Annotated in this window: 21 protein-coding genes; 7 read left to right on the forward strand and 14 right to left on the reverse strand. The window is 55.7% G+C overall.

Annotated features, from left to right (window positions below; all coding sequences use genetic code 11):
• The first annotated feature begins 63 nt into the window (after positions 1-63).
• From ftsN to rraA, 5 genes are all read left to right on the forward strand, one after another.
• Positions 64-1,035 (forward strand): cell division protein FtsN, encoded by a 972-nt coding sequence (gene ftsN, locus M989_RS00195; protein ID WP_074398698.1) that lies wholly within the window; start codon positions 64-66, stop codon positions 1,033-1,035.
• A gap of 89 nt (positions 1,036-1,124) precedes the next feature.
• On the forward strand, positions 1,125-1,655 hold the full coding sequence (gene hslV, locus M989_RS00200; RefSeq protein WP_064540381.1) for an ATP-dependent protease subunit HslV: 531 nt from the start codon (positions 1,125-1,127) through the stop codon (positions 1,653-1,655).
• Between the two features lie 9 nt (positions 1,656-1,664).
• A complete protein-coding gene (gene hslU, locus M989_RS00205) occupies positions 1,665-2,999 on the forward strand; it encodes an ATP-dependent protease ATPase subunit HslU (RefSeq protein ID WP_064540383.1) in 1,335 nt (444 codons plus the stop codon).
• Positions 3,000-3,067: 68 nt separating this feature from the next.
• Positions 3,068-3,994, forward strand: coding sequence for a 1,4-dihydroxy-2-naphthoate polyprenyltransferase (gene menA / locus M989_RS00210; protein WP_064540385.1), 927 nt, complete (start codon positions 3,068-3,070; stop codon positions 3,992-3,994).
• 92 nt (positions 3,995-4,086) lie between these two features.
• The gene (gene rraA, locus M989_RS00215; protein WP_035892355.1) at positions 4,087-4,572 is read left to right on the forward strand and encodes a ribonuclease E activity regulator RraA; all 486 of its coding nucleotides are present in this window, start codon (positions 4,087-4,089) and stop codon (positions 4,570-4,572) included.
• 45 nt (positions 4,573-4,617) lie between these two features.
• On the opposite strand, the gene M989_RS00220 is transcribed toward rraA, so the two are convergent.
• From M989_RS00220 to cpxP, 6 genes are all read right to left on the reverse strand, one after another.
• On the reverse strand, positions 4,618-5,607 hold the full coding sequence (locus tag M989_RS00220; protein WP_064540387.1) for an alpha/beta hydrolase: 990 nt from the start codon (positions 5,605-5,607) through the stop codon (positions 4,618-4,620).
• Positions 5,600-6,778, reverse strand: coding sequence for an MFS transporter (locus tag M989_RS00225; protein WP_064540389.1), 1,179 nt, complete (start codon positions 6,776-6,778; stop codon positions 5,600-5,602). The genes M989_RS00220 and M989_RS00225 overlap by 8 nt, the downstream gene beginning before the upstream one ends.
• 122 nt (positions 6,779-6,900) lie before the next feature.
• On the reverse strand, positions 6,901-7,758 hold the full coding sequence (locus M989_RS00230; RefSeq protein WP_064540391.1) for an AraC family transcriptional regulator: 858 nt from the start codon (positions 7,756-7,758) through the stop codon (positions 6,901-6,903).
• 67 nt (positions 7,759-7,825) lie between these two features.
• On the reverse strand, positions 7,826-8,788 hold the full coding sequence (gene pfkA, locus M989_RS00235) for a 6-phosphofructokinase (RefSeq protein ID WP_064540394.1): 963 nt from the start codon (positions 8,786-8,788) through the stop codon (positions 7,826-7,828).
• Between the two features lie 197 nt (positions 8,789-8,985).
• A complete protein-coding gene (gene fieF / locus M989_RS00240; RefSeq protein WP_064540397.1) occupies positions 8,986-9,879 on the reverse strand; it encodes a CDF family cation-efflux transporter FieF in 894 nt (297 codons plus the stop codon).
• 139 nt (positions 9,880-10,018) lie between these two features.
• Positions 10,019-10,519, reverse strand: a complete 501-nt coding sequence (gene cpxP / locus M989_RS00245) for a cell-envelope stress modulator CpxP (protein ID WP_064540400.1) — start codon at positions 10,517-10,519, stop codon at positions 10,019-10,021.
• A gap of 149 nt (positions 10,520-10,668) precedes the next feature.
• On the opposite strand from cpxP, the gene cpxR reads away from it, so the two are divergent.
• Positions 10,669-11,367: an envelope stress response regulator transcription factor CpxR gene (cpxR, locus tag M989_RS00250; RefSeq protein ID WP_064540403.1), complete on the forward strand. Its 699-nt coding sequence runs from the start codon at positions 10,669-10,671 to the stop codon at positions 11,365-11,367.
• A complete protein-coding gene (gene cpxA, locus M989_RS00255; RefSeq protein ID WP_064540407.1) occupies positions 11,364-12,737 on the forward strand; it encodes an envelope stress sensor histidine kinase CpxA in 1,374 nt (457 codons plus the stop codon). The genes cpxR and cpxA overlap by 4 nt, the downstream gene beginning before the upstream one ends.
• Before the next feature lie 80 nt (positions 12,738-12,817).
• On the opposite strand, the gene yiiM is transcribed toward cpxA, so the two are convergent.
• The 8 genes from yiiM to M989_RS00295 form a co-directional block, all read right to left on the reverse strand.
• A complete protein-coding gene (yiiM, locus tag M989_RS00260) occupies positions 12,818-13,555 on the reverse strand; it encodes a 6-hydroxyaminopurine reductase (RefSeq protein ID WP_157093496.1) in 738 nt (245 codons plus the stop codon).
• 6 nt (positions 13,556-13,561) lie between these two features.
• Complete coding sequence (gene sodA / locus M989_RS00265) at positions 13,562-14,182, reverse strand: superoxide dismutase [Mn] (RefSeq protein WP_052284210.1); 621 nt, start codon at positions 14,180-14,182, stop codon at positions 13,562-13,564.
• 239 nt (positions 14,183-14,421) lie between these two features.
• Positions 14,422-16,509, reverse strand: a complete 2,088-nt coding sequence (locus M989_RS00270) for a metallophosphoesterase family protein (protein ID WP_083965105.1) — start codon at positions 16,507-16,509, stop codon at positions 14,422-14,424.
• 15 nt (positions 16,510-16,524) lie between these two features.
• Complete coding sequence (locus M989_RS00275; RefSeq protein ID WP_064540412.1) at positions 16,525-17,706, reverse strand: MFS transporter; 1,182 nt, start codon at positions 17,704-17,706, stop codon at positions 16,525-16,527.
• Positions 17,707-17,712: 6 nt separating this feature from the next.
• The gene (ptsP, locus tag M989_RS00280; RefSeq protein WP_064540415.1) at positions 17,713-20,202 is read right to left on the reverse strand and encodes a phosphoenolpyruvate--protein phosphotransferase; all 2,490 of its coding nucleotides are present in this window, start codon (positions 20,200-20,202) and stop codon (positions 17,713-17,715) included.
• 4 nt (positions 20,203-20,206) lie between these two features.
• Positions 20,207-22,798: a glycoside hydrolase family 38 N-terminal domain-containing protein gene (locus tag M989_RS00285; RefSeq protein WP_064540418.1), complete on the reverse strand. Its 2,592-nt coding sequence runs from the start codon at positions 22,796-22,798 to the stop codon at positions 20,207-20,209.
• Between the two features lie 95 nt (positions 22,799-22,893).
• On the reverse strand, positions 22,894-24,009 hold the full coding sequence (locus tag M989_RS00290; protein ID WP_064540421.1) for a PTS fructose transporter subunit IIC: 1,116 nt from the start codon (positions 24,007-24,009) through the stop codon (positions 22,894-22,896).
• Positions 24,002-24,316: a PTS fructose transporter subunit IIB gene (locus M989_RS00295; RefSeq protein WP_064540425.1), complete on the reverse strand. Its 315-nt coding sequence runs from the start codon at positions 24,314-24,316 to the stop codon at positions 24,002-24,004. The genes M989_RS00290 and M989_RS00295 overlap by 8 nt, the downstream gene beginning before the upstream one ends.
• Positions 24,317-24,605: the final 289 nt, after the last annotated feature.

Raw genomic sequence — 24,605 nt, forward strand, 5'->3', positions numbered from 1 at the left:
TCAAAGCCCCGTCGCTTAAGTAACATGTCGGGCTAACTAACGGAAAAAGACAGCGAAACGATAGTGGCACAACGAGACTATGTACGCCGCGGCCAGCAGGCACCTTCGCGGCGCAAGAACAGCGCTTCACGGAATACACGGAAAAAGCAGAGTAACTTTCCGGCAGTCTCTCCTGCCATGGTGGCAATTGCTGCTGCGGTAGTGGTCGCTTTTATCGGCGGTTTGTACTTCATCACGCATCATAAAAAAGAAGACGCCGAATCCCTGCAAAGCCGCCAGATGACCGGTAACGGCCTGCCGCCGAAGCCGGAAGAACGCTGGCGCTATATTAAAGAGCTGGAAAGCCGCCAGCCGGGCGTACGTGCGCCAACGGAACCGTCCGCGGGCGGGGAAGTCATCAACCCGAATCAGCTTACCGACGAACAGCGCCAGCTGCTGGCACAAATGCAGGCGGATATGCGCCAACAGCCCACGCAGTTGACCGAAGTGCCGTGGAACGAGCAGACGCCAGCACAACGCCAGCAAACGCTGCAACGCCAGCGTCTTGCCCAGCAAGCGCAGCAGCAGTCACAACAGCAGCAGTGGACGCAAACGCAGCCGGTACAGGCGCCGCAAACCCGCACCACACAGCCGGCGCAGCAGCCACGTCAAACGCAGACTCAGCAGCAGCCGAAAGCCGTTGCGTCGAACTCGCCGTATCAGGATCTGCTGCAAACACCGGCCCACACGGCTTCACAGCCCAAAACCCAGGCCGCTGCGCCGGTAACGCATGAAACGACGCCGCCGAAGGCGACCGAGAAAAAAGATGAACGCCGCTGGATGGTTCAGTGTGGTTCCTTCAAAGGTGCCGAACAGGCGGAAACCGTCCGCGCTCAGCTGGCGTTTGAAGGCTTCGACTCGAAGATCACCACCAACAACGGCTGGAACCGCGTGGTCATCGGCCCGGTGAAAGGTAAGGATAACGCCGACAGCACCATCGCCCGTTTGAAGATGGCGGGTCACGGAAACTGCATCAGGCTCGCTTCAGGGGGTTGAAACCCCCAAAAACCCCCCCATCTATACTTACATTCTGCCCCGTACGCGGTACGGGGCCACTCTATCCGTATTGGTAAAGGGGTCTGCTCGTGACAACAATAGTAAGTGTTCGCCGTAACGGCAACGTCGTCATTGCCGGGGATGGTCAGGCCACGCTGGGCAATACCGTCATGAAAGGCAACGTGAAAAAAGTTCGCCGTCTGTACAACGACAAAGTGATCGCCGGTTTTGCGGGCGGTACTGCGGACGCCTTCACGCTGTTCGAACTGTTTGAACGTAAACTGGAAATGCACCAGGGCCACCTGGTTAAAGCCGCCGTGGAGCTGGCGAAAGACTGGCGTACCGACCGCATGCTGCGCAAACTCGAAGCGCTGCTTGCCGTGGCCGATGAAACCGCTTCGCTGATCATCACCGGTAACGGCGATGTCATCCAGCCAGAAAACGACCTGATTGCCATCGGCTCTGGCGGCCCATACGCCCAGGCCGCGGCCCGTGCGCTGTTGGAAAATACCGATATGAACGCGCGTGATATCGCGGTGAAAGCGTTGGATATTGCAGGTGATATCTGCATTTATACCAACCACAACCACACCATTGAAGAATTACCGTCTAAGGCGTAAGGATCTCCCATGTCTGAAATGACCCCACGCGAAATTGTCAGCGAACTGGACAAACACATCATCGGCCAGGACGCCGCGAAGCGCTCCGTCGCGATTGCCTTACGTAACCGCTGGCGTCGTATGCAGCTTGATGAAGAGCTGCGCCACGAAGTCACGCCGAAAAACATTCTGATGATCGGCCCAACCGGCGTCGGTAAAACCGAAATCGCCCGTCGTCTGGCCAAGCTCGCCAACGCGCCGTTCATCAAAGTTGAAGCCACCAAGTTCACCGAAGTGGGCTATGTGGGTAAAGAAGTTGACTCCATCATCCGCGATCTGACCGATTCGGCGATCAAGATGGTGCGCGTACAGTCGATCGAAAAAAACCGCTACCGTGCGGAAGAGATGGCGGAAGAGCGAATTCTCGACGTGCTGATCCCGCCGGCCAAAAACAACTGGGGCCAGGCTGAACAGCCGTCTGAACCGTCGGCAGCGCGCCAGGCATTCCGCAAGAAGCTGCGTGAAGGCCAACTTGACGACAAAGAGATTGAAATCGATCTCGCCGCTGCGCCGATGGGCGTAGAAATCATGGCGCCTCCGGGTATGGAAGAGATGACCAGCCAGCTGCAGTCCATGTTCCAGAACCTGGGCGGCCAGAAGCAGAAACCGCGTAAGCTGAAAATCAAAGATGCGATGAAGCTGTTGATTGAAGAAGAAGCGGCGAAGCTGGTCAACCCGGAAGAGCTGAAACAGGACGCCATTGACGCGGTTGAGCAGCACGGCATCGTGTTCATCGACGAAATCGACAAAATCTGTAAGCGCGGCGGTAACTCCTCCGGCCCGGACGTTTCTCGTGAAGGCGTTCAGCGCGATCTGCTGCCGCTGGTTGAAGGCTGCACCGTCTCCACCAAACACGGCATGGTCAAAACCGACCATATCCTGTTTATCGCTTCCGGCGCGTTCCAGGTGGCAAGCCCGTCAGATCTGATCCCTGAACTGCAGGGCCGTCTGCCGATTCGCGTTGAGCTGAAAGCGCTGACCACCCAGGACTTCGAGCGTATTCTGACCGAACCAAACGCCTCCGTGACCGTGCAGTACAAAGCGCTGATGGCCACCGAAGGGGTGAACATTGAGTTCACCGAGTCCGGCATCAAGCGCATTGCCGAGGCGGCATGGCAGGTCAACGAAACCACCGAAAACATTGGTGCGCGTCGTCTGCATACCGTTCTCGAGCGCCTGATGGAAGATATCTCCTACGACGCCAGCGATCTCAATGGCCAGAGCATCACAATTGATGCGGAATACGTGAGTAAGCATCTGGATGCATTAGTCGCAGATGAAGATCTGAGCCGTTTTATCCTATAATCGCGGTCACTGCATTTTCATCTTTAATTGATGGGGCTGAAAAGCCCCATTTTTATTGGCTGATTACTATGACAAATACACCTGTAAGCCGCACTCAGGCCTGGCTGGAAAGCCTGCGTCCCAAAACATTGCCTCTGGCCTGCGCGGCGATTATCGTCGGTACCACCCTCGCCTGGTGGCAGGGCCACTTTGATGCGGGCGTCGCCGTGCTGTCGCTGATCACCGCCAGCCTGCTGCAAATTCTCTCTAACCTCGCCAACGACTACGGCGATGCGGTTAAAGGCAGCGACAAGCCGGACCGCATCGGGCCGCTGCGCGGGATGCAAAAAGGAGTGATTACCCAGCAGCAGATGAAGCGCGCGCTGATTATCACCGTCGGCTTGATTTGCGTCTCCGGCCTTGCTCTGCTGTTCACCGCGTCCCAGACGACCGGCGACTTTATCGGTTTCCTGGTGCTGGGGCTGCTGGCGATTATCGCCGCCATCACCTATACCGTCGGCACGCGCCCGTATGGCTATATCGGCCTTGGCGATATTTCCGTGCTCATCTTCTTCGGCTGGTTGAGCGTTATCGGTAGCTGGTACTTACAGACTCACAGCCTGAGCAGCGCGATTATCCTACCCGCCACCGCCTGCGGTTTGCTGGCCACGGCGGTGCTGAATATCAATAACCTGCGCGATATCGACAGCGATCGTGAGAACGGCAAAAACACGCTGGCAGTGCGTTTAGGGCCGGTTAACGCCCGCCGCTATCACGTTTGCCTGCTGATGGGTACGCTGGTGTGTCTGGCGCTGTTTAACCTCATCTCCCTGCACAGCCCGTGGGGCTGGCTGTTTATCCTCAGCGCACCGCTGCTGGTGAAACAGGCCCGCTACGTGGTGCGTGAACGCTCGCCGCAGGCGATGCCGCCGATGCTGGAAAAAACGGTGAAAGGCGCGCTGCTGACTAACCTACTGTTCGTCATTGGGATTGTGCTCAGCAAGACGTTCGCTTAACTGACAAATATCAATTAACAATTGATGATTTTGCCAACAATGCGTAGAGCGCGATATACTAAAATAACTCGCAGCAACTGAGCGTTAATCCTATGAAATACGATACTTCCGAGCTTTGCGACATCTACCAGGAAGATGTCAACGTAGTAGAACCCCTGTTCTCTAACTTTGGCGGACGGCTGTCGTTCGGTGGGCAAATCATCACCGTGAAATGTTTCGAGGATAACGGGTTGCTGTACGATCTGCTCGAACAGAACGGCCGTGGCCGCATTCTGCTGGTCGACGGCGGCGGTTCTGTCCGCCGTGCGCTGATCGACGCCGACCTCGCCCGTCTGGCCACTCAAAACGAGTGGGAAGGCATCGTGGTGTACGGCGCGGTGCGTCAGGTTGATGATTTAGAAGAGCTGGATATCGGCATCCAGGCTATTGCCGCCATTCCGGTCGGCGCAGCAGGTGAAGGCATCGGCGAAAGCGACGTGCGCGTCAACTTCGGCGGCGTGACCTTCTTCTCCGGCGATCATCTCTATGCCGATAACACCGGCATTATTCTGTCGGAAGATGCGCTGGATATTGAATAAGTTCGATAGCATCGGGGAAGCGTACGCTTCCCCGATTTTTTAGCCTTAGCGCTGCACCCACGGTTCACCGCGAATAAAGGCCACCGTATCCCTCAGCAGCGCCTCCGCCTGCACCAGTACTCCCACTTTATCCATAAACGCATGAACCATTCCGCAGTAGCGTACGGATGTCACATCGACGCCCGCACGGCGAGCCTGGTTTGCAAAAGCATCAACCTGTAGCCGCAGCGGGTCAAATTCACCGCAGCAGAGCAACACTGGAGGCAGCGCCGCCAATAGCGCCGGATCGGCATACAGCGGAGAGATGAAAGGATGACGGCAATCTGTTTTGCCCGCATACCACTGCGCCACCTGCCCCATCGAAGCGTAAAACCCGTTGAGATAGCCATCGATCAGCGTTTTATCCTCCGTCGCCGGGTAGCGGGCGGTGTCGATGAGCTCAGCGTCGGGGACAAGCGTCGTCGCGGGATAGTAGCCCACCACCCGGGAGAGGTAATACGTGCCTAACGTGACGTCCAGCAGCGCGGTGACCAGGCTAAGATTGCCGCCGGCGGAATCCCCGGCAACCACAATACGCTGCGGGTCCACGCCGCACTCGTCAGCATGCAGATGAAGCCAACGTAGCGCGGCGTAACAATCCAGCAGCGCCGCAGGATAAGGCCGCTCCGGGGCCAGCGCGTAATCGACGGAAACCACCGTCAGCGCGCCGAGATCGGCCAATGCCCGGCAAGGGTACTCGACGTTGTCCAGCGAGCCGCCGAAGAAACCGCCGCCGTGCAGGAACAGAATGGCGGGCGTAGGTGACTTATCTTCATCACAACGGTAGATACGTACGTTAACGTGACCATCAATAATCTGGTTGCGGATGGTCATCCTGCGGGTATGGATGTCCCGCGCGGGCCAGCCCATGCCATCCCGCAGCGCCAGCAGGTCCGGTACTTCGTGGCCGGCCCCCTGTGCCATGGCCTGTAATTCGTCCACCGCCTGTGGATCAAGCGCACCGGCCTGTGCCGTATACTGCACATAATCATTCATGGTTAGTTGCTCCTTTCATCATTCGCTGCCCCAGCAGATAGCCGCTGTGTGCCACGGCGGTCGCGATAAACAGCACGCCGTAAGCCGTTATTGGGAAAAAGATATCGCTGCGCCCGCCCACCATCTGAATCATGCGGATGACCCACGGATGCAGGAAGACGCCGAAGTTAATGCCAATCAGCAAAATCGACGAGGTCACGGTCTGCCTATCTGGTGCGCTGACCGCCGCCGCGCAGCTGAAGAAGTAGGGGATCACAAAGGCGAAGACAAAGCCCGCCGCCAGCACGCTAATGGCGGTTGCCGCCAGGCTGGTTGAATACGCCAGCAGCACCAGCGCAGCGCCGATAATCAGCAGCGACAGCGGCAGAATCGCGTGGCCCAGCTTTTTGCTCACCTGGCCAAACAGAATGCCGCCGGGGAAAGAGATCACCGTCGATAGCGTCAGCAGCAGGCTTGCTCCGGCGGCATCGCTATAGCCCACGGTGGTCACGACCGTCGCCAGCTTAAAAATCAGAATCATATAGCCCGCGAAAATGTAGAACAGGTACAGCGCGTAGCCCGGCACGCGCCAGTCTATTCGCCCGCTTCGGGTCTCCGCCGCTGCGCGCGAAACGGTGCGGGTGGCCGGAATGTTGAGGCCAAACAGGACGATGGGGATCAGCGTCAGGAAGTAGATCAGAAATACGCTGTGCCAGCCGTGCGCAATCAGCTGGCTTATCAGCAACGTCATCAACGCGCTGCCGATGGCAGAAACCGCGTTCTGGTAGCCCAGCAAAGTGGCGCGTTCATCACCGTCAAAATACTGGCAAATCAGGCTATATGAGAGGGAGTTAAACAGCCCGATACCGCAGCCGAGCATAAACCGCGAGAACAGAATGACGTCATAGCTCTCACTAAATACCGGCACGCAGCCAGCCACCAGCGCCAGCACCAGCCCCGCCATCACCGTTTTCTTGTCGCCGAGCAGACGAACAAAAAAAGGCGCGAGAACCACCAGCAGCAAAATACCAAAGTTTGTGACCGATACCGTCAGCTCGATATCCGCCAGCGCGCGCTGCGGAAAAGCGCCGAGCATCAGCGGGATGGCCGCCGCGACCGCCGGGCCCGACATGTTGATGAGCGAAATTGACAAGAGCGATGTTTTAAACAGCACGCGTTTTTGTTGTCCCATAAGCCTTTGCCTCAATTTGAAGTCAGCAGGCAGCAGGATAGGACGGGCGTTTTTTCAGCAACAGGCGATTTCCTGGCGAAAAAACGGTCAAATTATACTTTTCAACGCTAGCTCACACATGTTCAGCGTCGTGACTTGCGGTACTGCAGCGGCGTCATGCCGTGCGCCTGTTTGAAGTAGTAGGCAAAGGATTTAAAATTCGGAAAACCACAGCGCTCAGCGATGGTTTGTACCTGCAAATTGCTATCAAACAGCAGCACCATCGCGGCGTTAAGGCGTACGGATACCAGATACTCATGAAAGGTGCGGCCTACGCTCTGACGGAAGCTGTGCGCCAGCCAGGTTTCAGAGAGATAAAAGCGCCGTGCGACGTCGGCCATGGCGATCTTCTCGTGGTAATGGCTATCAATCCACTCAGTTATCCGGCTCATTTTTTCGGTAGGGTTTATATTCCGATAGCGATAGCGATTTTGCTGCTGAGCAAAGGCGCGCAGTAGCCAGTACAGCAACTGATAGGCCAGCGCATTGAGCAGCAAATTATGGCCCACATCCTGTTCACCGCACCGGGTAAGGCTGGCGGCCTGATGCAGCAAATGCTGGAGTCTGCGGTAGGCTTTGCGCTGTAACCGGGTAAACGCAGCGGCATCGGGGATGTCGAAGGACAACGTGTCCAATTCTGGGATGATGGTTAGCAGCAGCTGGCGGGGAAAGAGAACCGTTAATGCCTCGGTGGTGCCCTGCGATTGCGAAACCACCGCATGCACTTCATTGGGATTAACGACCAGGATCTGCCCGGCGCGGGTGGCGTAGGTTTTGCCGTTAATGGTAAACCCGGAGATCGTCCCGCTGAGGGTGTAGCTCAGCTCCAGCGACTTATGCCAGTGCGGCGCCACCTGAGACGCGTTGTCGGCGTGCAAAATAAACCGGGCAAGCGTGCCGTTATCCGCGGCAATAATCTCGTGACGATATGGCCCTGGCATAAGCGATTCCTTCCTGGCAGATAGCAAAATGGGCGCATCAGGCGCCCATTTTGTACGTTAGTCGCTGTTAGTACAGCTGCTTAGCGCATTCCAGCCAGTCACCTTTAAACGGACGCTTCATGTTTTCGATCGCGTCGATGATGTCATGGTGAACCAGTTTTTCGTTCTGAATGCCGACGCAACGACCACCAAAGCCCTGCTGCAGCAGTTCAATGGCATACGCGCCCATACGGGATGCCAGGATACGGTCGTAAGGCACCGGGGAGCCGCCGCGCTGGATGTGGCCCAGAACGGTTGCGCGCGTTTCACGGCCAGTTTCCGCTTCGATAAAGTGCGCCAGCTCGTCAACATCACACATGTGTTCGGTAATCGCGACGATGGCGTGTTTCTTACCTTTTGCGATGCCCGCTTTGATTTCTGCCACCAGGTCGTCACGTTTGAATTCGATTTCCGGCACCACGATAAACTCGCAGCCGCCCGCGATAGCTGCCGCCAGAGTCAGGTCACCGCAGTAGCGGCCCATCACTTCAACAACAGAGATACGCTGGTGAGAAGAAGAAGTATCACGCAGACGGTCAATCGCTTCTACCACGGTACTCAGCGCGGTGAAGAAGCCGATGGTGTAGTCAGTGCCTTTGATATCGTTGTCGATGGTGCCCGGCAGACCGATGCACGGGAAGCCCATTTCGGTCAGACGCATAGCGCCCATGTAAGAACCGTCACCACCAATAACCACCAGCGCATCAATGCCGCGTTTTTTCAGGTTCTCGATAGCCACGTTACGGACGTTTTCGTCGCGGAATTCCGGGAAGCGCGCGGAGCCGAGGAAGGTGCCGCCACGGTTGATCATGTCGGACACGCTGTAACGGTCAAGCGGGACCATGCGGTCTTCATACAGGCCCAGATAACCGTCGTAAATGCCCATCACTTCCAGGCCTTCCGTCAACGCCGCGCGCACCACGCCGCGAATCGCGGCGTTCATGCCTGGCGCATCACCGCCACTTGTCAACACACCGATTTTCTTAATCATGACTACCTCTGAACTTAGGAATGCTAAAAATTAATTCTTCTGCCCGAAGCGCTCCCACAATTGGGGGAGAGAACGACTCTATGTAGAGATAGTATATCAAGCGCTTCTTGCTGAATTGATTCAGGTCAGGCTAAGCGGCGGTTATTTATACAAATAATGCCGATTTAGCTCACACTTTGTACAACCACTGCGAAAGTTCAAATGCCGCTCTTGCCTTGCGGGACAACAGAGCATGGATCCTGGTGAATAATCACGTCGGAACCGGGAAAACGATGCAAAATCGCCTGCTCCACCTGGTCGGCAACGTGATGCGCCTGAACCAGCGGCAGGTTATCTTCCATTTCCAGATGGATCTGAATAAAGCGGGTCGGCCCTGACTGCCGCGTACGGAGATCGTGAGCACCGCTTACGCCCGGCCAGGCGGTCACGATGTCGATAATTTCCTGGCGTTCCTCATCGGGCAACGCGCGATCCAGCAGTGACTGAACCGCTTCGTACCCCATACGTAACGCGCTATATAGAATATAGATGCCAATTCCTAATGCAAACAGCGCATCGGCACGATGCCAACCGTACCAGGAGAGGCCGAGTGCAATAAGAATTGCGCTGTTCATCATAACATCAGACTGATAATGAAGCATATCCGCCCGAACGGCCTGACTTTGCGTTTTTCGCACCACCCAGCGCTGAAACGTCACCAGAACCAAGGTACTGATAAGAGCAATGACCGTTACCGCCACGCCAATTCCCGGTTGGCTCATCGGCGTGGGGCGTACCAGGTGTTCAATACCGGTCAAAAACAGGAACAGTGCGGAACCGGAGATAAACATACTTTGCGCCAGCGCCGCCAGCGATTCCGCTTTTCCATGGCCAAACGTGTGTTCTTCATCGGCCGGTTGCAGCGAGTAACGCACTACCAATAGGTTGGTCAGCGAGGCAGCAATATCCACCAGTGAGTCCACCAGCGCCGCCAGAATACTGACCGAACCGGTAAACCACCATGCAAAAATTTTAATGATCAGCAACAGCGAGGCCATTACCGTTGCCGCAATTGCCGCGCGGCTGACCAACTGGCCATAAGATTGATTCATAAACACTCCTGACTTCAGATCTGCGTAGTATAGCGGAATGTTTATGCAGCGCACCGTATCGAATTTAGGGCAAAAAAAACCCCCTCATCATGAGGGGGAAGACAGGGATGGTGTCTATGGCAAGGAAAAACAGGGTTTGTTACTGGTTGCTACGGGTATTGCTACTAAACAGATTCACATTCGAACCTTGTTGCATCCGTGCAACGTCACGCAGCTGCTCCATTCGCTGCTGGTGATTCTCATTTAAAGCCACCTGCTGCTCTGGCGTGAGCAGGCGATACATCTGGTTGCGAACCTTCGCCATTTCAACCTGGCGGTTCACCTGCTCCTCGGCCATTTTTTCGGCCTGAGCGCGCACAGCGGCTTCATCAAATTTTTCTGCGATGACAAGGCGATGCATTGTCTCGACTTCGCTAACATTAACGGGTGGGCGATCGTGTCGCGCCCGTTGCATCAAATCGCGCATTTGCTGGCGTTGATGTTCGGTTAAACTAATACCGTCGAACATATGACCCTGGCCATATCGCAGCGAATTATCTTCCGCTGGGTGCCAGTTAACGCTGGTGACGACTTCATCGGCCTGGCTTAGTGCACTGAATGCCAGCGTTGAGGCCATGACGGCAGCGATAACATTGCGCATCACATGCTCCCAAAAACTTTTGTGTCGCGATTCAACGAGAGACAGTTTACGATTCAGGCTGAAAACATGCGTCAGGGGGTGTAAAACAACGTAAAGTCATGGATTAGCTGGCTCTGATGACGTAATTTCTGCCTCGGAGGGATGAAAATATGAATAAAATTTTATTAGTTGATGATGACCGAGAGCTGACTTCCTTACTTAAGGAACTGCTTGATATGGAAGGCTTTAACGTTCTGGTTGCCCATGACGGCGAACAGGCGCTTGCGCTTCTTGATGACAGCATCGACCTACTTTTACTCGACGTGATGATGCCGAAAAAGAACGGAATCGACACGCTGAAGGAATTGCGACAAACACACCAGACTCCCGTCATTATGCTAACCGCCCGCGGAAGCGAGCTGGATCGCGTTCTGGGCCTCGAACTGGGCGCGGATGACTATTTACCTAAACCCTTTAACGATCGCGAGCTGGTCGCGCGTATCCGCGCTATTTTGCGCCGTTCGCACTGGAGCGAACAGCAGCAAAGTAGCGATGCCAGTTCGCCTACCGTAGAAGTTGACGCCCTGAGCCTGAACCCAGGCCGCCAGGAAGCCAGCTTCGATGGTCAAACCCTGGAGCTCACCGGCACCGAATTCACCCTGCTCTATCTGCTGGCGCAGCATTTGGGTCAGGTGGTGTCGCGCGAACATTTAAGCCAGGAAGTGCTGGGCAAACGCCTAACGCCGTTCGACCGCGCAATTGACATGCACATTTCCAACCTGCGTCGGAAACTGCCGGAACGTAAAGACGGTCATCCGTGGTTTAAAACCCTGCGTGGTCGCGGCTACCTGATGGTCTCCGCTTCATGATAGGAAGTTTAACCGCCCGCATCTTCGCCATCTTCTGGTTAACCCTGGCGCTGGTGTTGATGCTGGTTTTGATGTTACCCAAGCTCGACTCGCGTCAGATGACCGAACTGCTCGATAGCGAGCAGCGTCAGGGCATCATGATTGAACAGCACGTTGAAGAAGAGCTGGCCAACGATCCCCCCAACGATTTGATGTGGTGGCGTCGGCTGTTCCGCGCAATTGATAAATGGGCTCCGCCGGGCCAGCGTCTGCTGCTGGTCACCAGCGAAGGTCGCGTGATTGGCGCAGAACGCAACGAAATGCAGATTATCCGTAACTTTATCGGGCAGTCGGACAACGCCGACCATCCGCAGAAGAAGAAATACGGGCGCGTGGAGTTAGTCGGGCCATTTTCAATTCGTGACGGTGAAGATAACTATCAGTTGTACCTGATCCGTCCGGCCAGCAGTTCGCAGTCTGACTTTATCAACCTGCTGTTCGACCGGCCGCTGTTGCTGCTGATCGTCACCATGCTGGTCAGCGCGCCGCTGCTGCTGTGGCTGGCGTGGAGCCTGGCAAAACCGGCGCGTAAGCTGAAAAACGCCGCGGATGAAGTCGCCCAGGGCAACCTGCGTCAGCATCCCGAACTGGAATCCGGGCCGCAGGAGTTTCTGGCGGCAGGGGCCAGCTTTAACCAGATGGTGATGGCGCTGGAACGGATGATGACCTCCCAGCAGCGTCTGCTCTCCGATATCTCCCACGAGCTGCGCACGCCGTTAACGCGTCTGCAACTGGGCACTGCGCTGCTGCGTCGCCGCAGCGGTGAAAGCAAAGAGCTGGAGCGTATCGAGACAGAAGCGCAGCGTCTGGATAGCATGATCAACGACATGTTAGTGATGTCGCGCAATCAACAGAAGAGCGCGCTGGTGAGCGAGACGCTGAAGGCGAATCAGCTGTGGGGCGAGGTGTTGGATAACGCCGCGTTCGAAGCCGAACAGATGGGTAAATCGTTCAACGTTGACTATCCGCCGGGGCCGTGGCCGCTGTATGGCAACCCGAACGCGCTGGAAAGCGCGTTGGAGAACATCGTCCGTAATGCACTGCGCTACTCGCACACCAAGATCGCCGTGAGCTTCTCGGTGGATAAAGACGGCGTCACCGTTCACGTGGACGACGACGGTCCGGGCGTAAGCCCGGAAGATCGCGAGCAGATTTTCCGTCCGTTCTATCGCACCGATGAGGCGCGAGACCGTGAATCTGGCGGCACCGGGCTGGGGCTGGCGATTGTCGAAAGCGCCATGCAGCAGCATCGCGGCTGGGTGAAGGCCGACGACAGCCCGCTTGGCGGGTTGCGGCTCACGCTGTGGCTACCGCTTTACAAGCGAACCTAAAAACCATCGGCCTGCATATGCAGGCCGATTTTTTTTGGCCATGGGCGTTTGACCGCCTGATGGCGCTACGCTTATCAGGCCTACTTGCCCCACAATCTTCGGCTGTTATCTTCAATTCTTCCGCTCAGACGGCGCTTCTGCATGGTTCTGCTCCAGCTAACTGACAATCCGGCTACGCTCAGCAGGCGGTGATACTGGTCGTCATCGAACGGCATATGCCAGGCAATGGCGGCGGCGTCATACACCGAAACATCACTCAGGCGCGACACCAGCGCCAGCGGATCGTCAGTAGAAACCTTACCCGGCGCAATCACCCGGTACAGCCAGCCCACCTTGCCGCTGCGCTGCATCTGAGAAGCCATATCACTGATAGCAAAGTGGAAATTGAGTTTAAAACACGGAGAGCGGGGCTGAGTCACCTGAATCAACGTCTCACCCCAGCGGTAAATATCACCGATAAACACGTTGTGCTCGGTCATCCCTTTCGTCGACAGGTTCTCACCAAACGCCGGGGCGCAAAACAGGGCTGCCTGTTCGGGGAATTCACGAATCAGGTCTTCATAATGTTCGCGGGGGAACTGACACAGCGCGCGGTCGGGCCCACCGTGGATTTTTTTCTCGGCCTGTTCATCACCCAACAATCCCAGCTCGGTGAGTTCCAGTTCGCCATCCATCTGGACCTTTGCAATGGCGCTTGGGCGACTGCCGTCATAGTCGCGGATTTTGCCAATAAACACGTCTACCGGATAATGCATCTGCTGCTCCTTACGCGGATACAAAAAAAGCGAGTCATCAGACTCGCTTCTACAGAGGTGCAATGCAAATTATTTTTTAGCGGCGAAACGCGCAGCTGCTTCGTCCCAGTTCACCACGTTCCAGAACTCTTTGATGTAGTCCGGGCGGCGGTTCTGGAATTTCAGGTAGTAAGCGTGTTCCCAAACGTCCAGGCCCACGATCGGGAAGCCGGAAGCGCCGGAAACGGCTTCACCCATCAGCGGGGAATCCTGGTTTGCGGTAGAAACCACCGCCAGTTTGTCGCCTTTCAGCACCAGCCACGCCCAGCCGGAGCCGAAGCGAGTTGCTGCTGCTTTTTCAAATTCAGCTTTGAAGTTGTCAACGGAACCGAAGTCACGCTCGATAGCCGCTTTCAGATCACCCTGCAGGGTGGTGCCTTTTTTCAGGCCTTTCCAGAAGAAGCTGTGGTTAGCGTGGCCGCCAGCGTTGTTACGCAGAACGGTTTTCTTGTCGGCCGGCAGTTGGTCCAGTTTCGCGATCAGTTCTTCAGCAGACAGAGAAGCGAACTCCGGCAGGCTTTCCAGCGCTGCGTTAGCGTTGTTCACGTAAGCCTGATGGTGTTTGCTGTGATGGATTTCCATCGTCTGTTTGTCGAAGTGCGGTTCCAGGGCATCGTACGCATAAGGCAGTGACGGCAGGGTATAGCTCATAATCATCTCCATTATTGTCGGGCGGCAAACCTGTAAACGCCGCGTAATCAGTTGGTTCATTATAGTTAATTAAATGATATTGAAAATGATTATCAATGCCGTAGTTTTTATAAGGTTATAACTTTAGTGGATAGCCCATTTTTTGTTAACCAGAACAGTCGATTACACCACGTACAGCCCAGGTCAGCACCTCTCCTGTGAGGCGGCCTCTTGATGAAAAGGCAGCCTCACAGCAGCGTTTAACGTGCTGAAATTTCTCCCGTCTCCAAATCCAGATGGAAGTTTCTGGAAGGATTACCCTGCAAATACTTGTCGATCACCGTAAAAATACTGCCAAAACGCAGACGATAGATTGTCTCAAAATCACTGTTCGCCGTAAGCGCCGGCATCGACGCCGGTAACGACTCGGCCAGCACACGTGTAAGCAGCTGATACTGACGTAATCGCGTGGCGGAAATATCGCGCAGCGCCAGCTCATCGGCATTGCGCAGACGGTAAAAATCGACGGCGAGATCGAAGCCATTCCATTCAGAAAAATCGGCCAGCTTCATGCCCATATTTTGCGCCAGGCTTTGTGCTTTCTGTTCCGCCCGATGCCATGCAGCAGCATTTTTTTTCAGATATTGTTGACGGACATCCCGCACGGGTGGCGTGACGCCTTTAGCGCAAATGGCATGATCATCGCTAACGGGCACGCTCAATACGCTCTGAAAATCGCTATGGCTGCTTATCTGGCTTAATATCAACATCTCTGCGCCATTCAGGCTGAACAGCATCTGGCGGATATCACATGGCCACTCTTCGGGAATGAAGCGTAAACGGGTCAGTTCGGTGATATGCCAATTGGTAAAGTCATAGTAGTTCTTCGCCCCCAACACGGCCTTATTCCACAAATGCGGAGAATGAGTCATGTTCAGATGATCCCATTCCTGCTGGTAGTGTTCAAAAAGCTCATTGAAACGCGGGACGCTGTCCAGAATAACGGTCTGCACATCAATGCGGGTGCGACTAACAAAATCGAGGATCTTATAAGCGGGTACATATGCCGCCATTGAAGGGGCCTGAATATTAAAAAGCAGGCTGCCGTCCGGATATTTGCGTACCCCGGTATCATTAAAATGCATATGACCGCCAACGTGTACGCCAATACCCGTTTTAGCCAGTGCATGGCTGGTATCTTCTTTTGGCGCCCGAGCCAGCTGGAATTTTCCTTTACCAAAGATGGCTTCCAGATCCGCTGCTGCGCCGTTATCAAACTCAACCATCGGGAAATGGCTGAAAGTGACTAACATTTTATTATTCGCTCTGGCGCGCTGGGCGACGGACGTCATCCAGGCCACCGTTTGTTGCTTGTGGGTGAGCATCTTGTTGTAGCCCGCATCTCCCGAGCCCGCGAAATTATTTGCCGACTCCGGTTTGGTCGGGTCGGCGTTTTCGCGGGGGAGGTACACATTCGCATCCACCGCCATCAGCCAGAGCCCCGGGACGGGTTCAACGAGATAACTACTGTCCGCCACCGTGAAACAGGGGCCATAGCCCGGCTGGCGATATTTTCCGCCGGTTCCCTGCGCACAAATTTCATACTGCCGCTGATGGAAGTCGCTTGCCTGTTGCGCTTTCGCATAGGAATAGCTTTTCTCATCATAGGTGGAATATGGCGTTTCCCAATAAATATCATTCGGTTGAGGGTTCATACCAAACGGCGACATCATTTTCATAATGTATTCATAGCCGCTACTCACCATCTCTTCGCTGCAAATTGTGGGCAGCTCGGCTCCCGTTGCAATCACCGCAGTCTTGCCCCGGTAGCCTTTACACTCATGGGCTCCGGCACTAAAAATGCGCTGCGTTTTGCCACCCGCGCCAAGGAAATCCTCTTCACCGCCAGGCAGGTCAAAGGGTCGATTGGGATCGTGGTTACCCGGCGTCGCAAAAAAACGCATACCATATTTTTGCTGGTACTCTTCGAGTAGCTTCACCAGCCCCCGAATATGCACCGGTTGACCATCGTCGCTAAAGTCACCGGGTAGTGCGATCAGTTTGATGCCTTTCTTGCCCGCATCGTCCAGTGCGGCCCGCAGGGCGAAATAGTTTTCATTGAATAATCTGGTCGACGTTAGCTGGGCGTACATCGTGCGAATCATCGCATTTTGCCCGCTTTTGCTGTTTTTCAGTCCGTGGAAGGCACCGTCCTGAAATTGACCATAAACATCATGAAAATGGATATCTGGCATAAATGCCACACGATATGAATAATGCTCCGCAGCCTCAACAACAGAAGAACAGAGGAAAAACGCGGCAATATTAGCAATGAATATTTTTTTCATTGGTATCACCTTAAATTAATAGTTATCAACGAATTGTGTGACTTTGACTTTGTCCTTAAGCCCGTTAATCAGTAAAAAAACATATCCCAGGGCGGGAACCAAAAAGCTAAACCTTAACCCTACTGAATCAATCGCCATCCCCTGGATAAAAGGCAGCACCCCTCCGCCAATTCCCGCCATGATCAGGCATGCAGAGATCGGCGCGGAATAGCCTTCAAGACCAGACAATGTGCGAGAGAAAATGACCGGATACATCACTGAGTTCATCAGACCTACCGCAACCAAACAGTAGCCGCCGGTACGGTTGGCAAGGACCATTGCCGCCACCGTCAACAGCATGGCTCCTGTCGTACAGAGACAAAACAGCAGCCGTACACGGCAATAACGTGCTAATAGGCCATAAAGAAAGCGTCCAGCGAGCGCTCCCCCCCAGTACAGCGCGATGAATGACGTCGCCTGAGCAAGCGAATAGCCCCCCAACGCGGCATCGTTCAGGTAGCTGATCACCGTAGTGCCAATACTGACTTCCACCCCTACATACACAAAAATACTGCTCACTCCGGAACGGAACTGCGGGTAACGGCACAAGGTAAAAAGCGATGACGCCACACGATTTCCAACATCATGAAAATCATCGATCCTCGAGAGATAGAGGATAAGGAGTAGAGAGCTGCCGCCCAACATCAGCCCAATGTATAAAACCGAAACCAAAACGCCCGAACTCGTCAGTACCCCCGCAAGCAGGAGAGGCGCCAGCGCGGCGCCAAAAGAGTTGATGGATGAGGCAAGGCTCAGTCGCCCAGCCGCACTTCGTCCATCGCCCAGGCGATTAACATAGGGGTTTGCCACTACCTGCATGGCGGCAACCCCCATCGCCATAATAAATATGCCCGCAAGGCAGCCGACAAAAGAAGGTCGCCACAGCGATCCGGCAATAATCGCCGCGCCGCTCGCCGCCAGCCCCAAAGCCAATACCAGCGCTCGACGATAGCCAAACCGCATCATCCATTTTGCACACGGTAGGCAGACCACAAACGGTGCTAGATAAAATGCGACGTTCACCAGCATGGCGTCTCGCCAGGAAAGCAAAAACAGCTGGCGGAAAAAGGGAATCATGGCGCTATTAATTGCCGTCAGGACTCCCCAATAAAAAAAGGCGCTGGATAGCAAAACGAATGCCTGGCGGGACTTATTCACTCTGCCTTACCCCGCGATTTCCTGAGCCAAAAGTTCAGCGACATCCTGCGGTAAAGCACGGTCCAGTAGCTGCTGTCGAAATTCGGCATGCATTAACTTTCGAGCCAGTCGGGAGAAAATTTTCATGTGATCGCCTTTCTCCTGCTCGCTGACCGTTAACATGATAATCAACGACACATCGACCTCATCATTCCACGCCAACGGCTTAGTCAGCCGCATCAGCGACACGCTGCTATGGCTGACTGCGGCTGATTTACAGTGCGGAAGCGCGATGGCGAAACCTAATGCGGTAGAGAAAATCGCCTCACGCTGCCAGATAGCGCTCTCTACCTCTGGACCTGAAATCACCCGCTGTTCAACTTCCAGATTATCGGTCAGTACCTTGATCACCTCTGCCTTGTCGGCCACCGGGCGATCGAGCAGGATCAATGCGGGATCGACCACGGGCTTCGCTGCCGCCGTCACCTGCTGCTTTAGCGCCATCATCACCGCCTGAGCACCGTCACTGGCCAGCGCCTGCGCAAGCTTCTGCTCGCCACTGGCAAGCGTCAGCGAGGATAAATGCGCTTTCGCCGCGGCAATGCGACTGACCGACATACTCAACTGTCGCAATCCTGCGCCCAGCAATAACGCCAGCGCCGACGGGTCGCCACCCATCTCACCGCACAGGCTAATCGCAATACCGGCACGCTGCGCGCGCGCCGTCATCTCGGTGAGCAGCTGGAGAAACGAGGGGTCGAAATAGTTATAGAGATGGCGCACCTGTGGGTTACCCCGGTCGCAGGCCAGAAAATACTGCGTCAGATCGTTACTGCCAATGGAGACAAAATCGATATAAGCGGCCGCTTTCTCCAGCAGGTACAGCACCGATGGTACTTCCGCCATGATGCCCAACGACCATATCCCGGTAGCGATACCTTCAGCGCGCAGCTGCGCCTCAGTCTGCTGAAACTGTTCGCGCAGCCACTTAATTTCCTCCAGCGTGGTCACCATGGGCGCCATAATATGCAGCGGCCCGGTGGCGCTCGCACGCAGCAGTGCCCGCACCTGCGTGGTGAAAACGGCGTTAAAGGCGGGATATAAACGAATCCCCCGCCAGCCGAGAAACGGATTTTCCTCCGGCGGCATATTGAGATAATCACAGGGCTTATCGCCGCCGATATCCAGCGTGCGAATCACCACTTTGCGTCCCTTCGCTTGTTGCAGAACGTGGCGATAGGCCTGATATTGCTCTTCTTCATCCGGCGGCGCCGCGCGTTCACAGAACAGCATTTCGGTACGGAACAAACCAATACCTTCCGCGCCTGCGGCAAACGCCGCTTCAGCTTCAGCAGCCAGCGCAATATTGGCCAGTATGGCAACCGACTCGCCGTCTTGCGTCACTCCAGGACGCTGGATCAGCGGCTGTAAACGCAGATGCTGTCGCTGGCGTTTTTCCTCTTCTAATTGATACCAACGCAGAGCCTGCGCGTCCGGCGCAAGAACCACCACGCCGTAGCGCGTATCCAGCATCAGCGGTTCGTTGCTGCGAATGCGGGTAATTTCTGCCGGTTCAACGCTCAACAGCGGAATACCGAACGAGCGCGCGAGGATCACCGTGTGCGACGTTTCCCCGCCCGCCCCCATCACCACGCCTTTCAGATGCGGGCCGCGCAGCGCCAGGAATTGACCCGGCGTGATTGGGGTTGGGCTTATCACGATGGTGTCCTGCCGCAGTACCGTCTCAGGCATCAGCGGCTGCTCACAAAGATGTGTGGCCAAACGCAAGCCTAAATCCTGGATGTCCAACACACGTTGTTGAAGATAGCTGCTGCGGCTCTCCCGTAGCGGCGCACTCAGTTCATCCAACGCCTGCGCTAACGCCGCAAGCGCATTACGCGCCGGGCGTTCGCTTAACAGCGCGCGTTCAAAAAGGTCATCCTCCAGCAGGTTAATGTGCGCCTGCAGCACCGTCGCGGCTTCGCCCTGCGCATGATGTAACGCATCGCGAAGTTGCATACGTACCTGCTGTAGCGCGGCCTGCAGCGCATCACGTTGCACCTCAGGCGTCGTTGCAACCTCCCGTTCAGCAAGCTGATAGAGATCCGGCGTTCCCGAATACATAGCCACGCCAAGCGCCAGTCCGCCGCTAACGCCATTACCCCGCAGAATTTCCGCCGTTGTCTGTGCCAGAAAAACCGGTAACGGCGTGTCGATTTCGTTTTGCGACGGGGGCATAGACTCGTCGCAGCTGGCGAACTCTTGCGTGATGAACTGCTGTAATGCCTGAAACGCCGCCGCCTCATCGTCACCGGTAATCACCAGTTCGCAGGGATCCTGGTACAAAATGTCAGTACCAATCATTGCCAGCACGCTGCGCGCATCGGCCTGGCGTTCATTGCGTAAATTCACAATCTGTACGTGAGCGCCGAAAGCGTTAACACGCTGCTCCAGCGCGCTAGCTGGGCGAGCATGCAGCCCGTTTGGCAACGGGCAGGTAAAATGAATCTTCAACACAACTTTATCCTCTTACAGCGGGCGTAATACGCCACGAGACAGGAGCACACTGCAGAACGGTTTGCTGAGGTTGCGCTTCAGTCCGCTCATCAAGCATGACTTTATTTAGCGTGGCCTCCACCGTTGGTGCGGTACAAGGTAAGACCTGAGAGCCGGGGTTCCAGCCGCGCAAAATCAGCGCCTCTCCGCGTTCTGCTTTTTTCAGGGTGCTGAAATGTAGCGGCGTCTCCCAACTCAACAGGCTGTAACGTGCAGGGAAGGTAAGAGAGTGCGGGTTGGTTTTAAAACGGGCCCAGCCGGAGTCGAGCCAACCCACCGGCGGCGTGCGCCAGGCTTCCACGTCGCGCCAGAAGTCCTGAGTCTCTCCCTCACACAAAGGAATAAGCGCAAAGCGGACGGTGAATTCGCCGGGAATCTGTGAATCCGGAGACGGTAGCGCCATGCCGGACGCTCGCCCAGGCCGCCATGGCATCCCGGCGCGCCCCAGCCAGCCGACGCTGCGCAGCAGGGTAATCGCCATGACCGATGGCCGCCCTTCCGGGATCTCATATTCACGCAGCCCGTCCGTCACAACGCTCATCCCCTGCCCGCCATCGTGCATCATCACCAGACTTTGCATTGGCCATAACGAGGCGGGCGCTTCACCCCACTGTTCCTGCTGCCAGACGTCCAGCGCAGCAGGGCGGTTGGGACGGCGAATCAAGCCAAAGGGCTGATCGGCAAAATGGCAATCGGTAAATACATCGGTTGGAATTTCGACCTGCAGGCGATGATCCTGCAGCGTGTTATTGACGCTAACCTGCACATCGAGCACCGGCCGCTGATGCGCCAACGTGATCACCATACTGACGTCCAGTCGCGTATTAAGACGCCGCTGTTGTCTGTCGGTGAGGTTACGTGGCGCGGCAATGGACCAGCTTAGCGTCAAGGTATCGGCCAACGCGCCGCGCTGCCAATCGACGCTTTGCAGCGCACCCGCACCGGTCACGCGCCAGTCATCTTCCGGCGGTGAATAGTTATAGGTGTCGCCGGCATCGCCGCCATCCACCAGTTGAATCAGATCCTCCCAACGCTTGCCGCTGCGCTTGTCCACCAGCACGACCTTTTCCCCCTCCAGCGTCAGCCGGAGCCAGGCGTTTTCTAGCGCAGCCTCCGCCACGTCGGGCTCGTCAAAGCCCGCGGGTTCACCTTCCTGAAGGTACAACGTGAGGTAACCACAAGCGGGGAGTGCGACGGTTTCCAGCAAAATCTCGCATTTACGGTAGAAAACGGGTTCGGCACTGTTTGAAAGCTCCTGCACAATCACCGACATATCCTGCGACGTTTCGCGCACAATCTGCCAGCGGCAAGGAACACCGTGTTCATCGACAATACGGAACGCCGAGCCGGGTAGGTACAACGTGAGCGCCGTCAGTCCATCGCGAACTGAAGGTAGTGCATTGAAAATGATGATTTTCTTGCCATCTTGCTGAGCAGCGATCCCCTGCGCCAGCATCTGCATATTGAGCTCAAAGAGCTGGTTCGCTTTTTCCTGACCGGAGAGCAGGCGGGCTTTAACCATCGCATTCACACGGTCGGCATTGCAGCCGCCAATGCTGTCGTGCGCATGCGACTTCATCGCTTCGCGCCAGATATTTTCAACCACCTTTTGCGGATAGGGCAGACCCAGCCGCCAGACGACGCTGAGCAGCGGCTCCAACTGGCGACTGACAACGTTCTCCAGGTGGGCGTTGGCCTGTTTAATATCCATACGGGTAGAAAAAATGCCGCGATGGACACGCATATATTTCGGGCTCAACAGTTCGCCTTCAAAGGCGGCGAGCGGCGTCTGCGCCAGTGCGGCAAAGTAGCGGCTGAAGTCGCTACGCACAAAATGGTACTGCTCTTGCTGCGCGTTGAGGCGTTCCAGCATCGCGGGCACGCCATATTCAAATGGCGATTGATCGTTGCCGTTGGGCAGCAATAGCTGTGAACTACCGCTAAACGAGGCCTGCTTTTCCAGAATGGCCGATAGACGCGGCCACGCCTGCTGCGGTTCCGTCGGTAACCATTTGGCGCAGCCATAGCCTTGTGGCAATACTGCCGCCGTCACCTCGCTGCCATCCAGGCTGCGCCAGCGAAACTCGGTCATCGGCGTGTCATACTCGCTCCAGCCACGCCAGACCACCGCGCTGTCGATCGCAAACTGCTTGAGAAACATCGGCAACTGCGCACTCTGGCCAAAAGAGTCTGGCACATAGCCCACCGCCATTCGTGGGCCAAGCGCATCACAGTCGGCCTGGCCGAGCAGCAGGTTACGGGTAATCGATTCGGCGCCAACCACCAGAAAGTCTGTCTGCGTGTACCAGGGGCCAATCAGCAGCCTCCCGCTTTTCACCAGCGCTCGTACGCGCTCACGGTTCTCTGGCGCAAACTGGAAATAATCTTCCAGTACCACCGTTTGCCCATCAAGCATAAATGGACCTAATGATTCATCCGTTTCCAGACGATTAAGAAGATCCGCCATGAAATAATAAAGAAGAACCTGAGAATCATTCTCCGTAAAATACCACTCACGATCCCAGTGCGTGTGCTGAATTAAATGAACCGTTTTCATTCTCTTTATTCCTGTTTACAGGCGTGCGTATCCGGCACGGATATTTATCCGCGCTGAGCGCAGGGGAAATTAATTCAGATGCGCCGATGGCGCGTTTAACGGCTGGCTTTAAATTTCGGTGCCGTTACGTCTTTTTTTACCTCTGGCGTTGCCGCCTGGCCGCGGAAAATCAGCAGCGATCCGCAGGCGATAATCGCGGAACCGCAGACAATCGACAGCACATAAACCGGCCATTTTTCGACCGCCAGCCACCCGTAAAACCCGGAAATCGGGGCATGGTTCACGGCCCCCAGGCCAACGGCCATCGCGGCACCCACCGCAGACCCGACCACGTTAACCACGATAATGCGCGGATTGGATAAGGCAAACGGGATGGCCCCTTCAGATACGCCAATTAACCCCATGAGCGTAGAGGCCTTACCCGCCTCGCGCAGTGATTCCGGGAAGCGTGATGACCACAGCAACGTTGCCACCCCCAGACCAATCGGCGGAACGATAATCGCTACCTGTGCCGCCGTGTTCGGGTCGTAGATACCTGACGCCAGCAGCGCCATGGCCGTTGTGACCGCCGCCTTATTGACCGGCCCACCGAGGTCGAACCCCACCATCCCGCCAATCACCGCCGCCAGCACAACTTTGTTGGTCCCGGACATCGACAACAGCCAGCTTTCCATACCGTGATTCAACGCCGCCAGCGGCGTGCCAATCACAAAGGCCATGATGACGCAGGTTAACAGCGTACCGCCCACAGGCAGAATAAAGATCGGGCCAGCGGACGCCAGCGACTTCGGTAATTTGATATAGCGGTTGAGCGCCCGCACGATGTACCCGGCCACGAAACCTGCGGCCAGAGCGCCCAGGAACCCGGTACCCAAATTACTTGCCAGCAGACCACCCACCATGCCCGGCGCCAGGCCTGGCTTGTTGGCCAAAGCAAAGCTGATATAGCCCGCCACCACCGGCAGCATCAGCGATAATGCCAGACCGCCGAAGCCGTCAAACTTATGCAGCAGCTGTACCACCATACCGGCGTGTTCGTAGCTGGCATCCCATATATTATCAATACCATAGATGGAAGCGCCTATACGGGCGATCCCCATCAGCACCGCACCCGCAATCACGAACGGCAGCATCCATGATACGCCGGTCATAATGGCATTTTTCACCTCAATACCTGCTGACGGCTTACCTCCCCCCTGAAACTTAGCCATTTGCCACCTCCTGCTCTACGGCCTCAAATACCGCATCACCATATTTGATCGGATCGGAAACGCTGCACTCAAGTTTAACCATCCCGTCGAATCGTTCCTTGCCGCTAATCGCAACATCTGCGGCAATGATCACCGCATCAGCACGCGCCAAATCGTCCGGCATAATCTCGTTTTCCGCGCCAAGGCTACCCTGCGTTTCAACCTTCACTTCATGTCCACGATTTTTCCCTGTCATTTCAAGAGACTCAGCGGCCATATAGGTATGAGCCACGCCGGTTGGACAAGCAGCAACGCAAACAATGTACATAATGATTCCCCTTAGATTCTGGCAATAAAAAAAGCACAATGGCTAAAAAGCGCATTGTGCTTTGTGTAGGGCTAACATGTTGAAAAATATGATGCTCAGCGTCCGCCCCGCTTGTGTGGCGGCAGACTAACAGCTGATGGAGGCTGGAATTACGGAAACTAAACGCCAGTTCATCGCGTTTGCGACGACACAGTAACACCTGAGGAAAGCGTAGACTGAAGCGGGCTAGTCGATGGCAGCGTTGGCGAACGCTCACGCAAAGCGCTTCACCCGCGCAGTCCCATAGAGA

It is taken from the genome of Kluyvera georgiana ATCC 51603 (assembly GCF_001654985.1).
In the GTDB taxonomy this organism is placed as follows: Bacteria; Pseudomonadota; Gammaproteobacteria; order Enterobacterales; family Enterobacteriaceae; genus Kluyvera; species Kluyvera georgiana.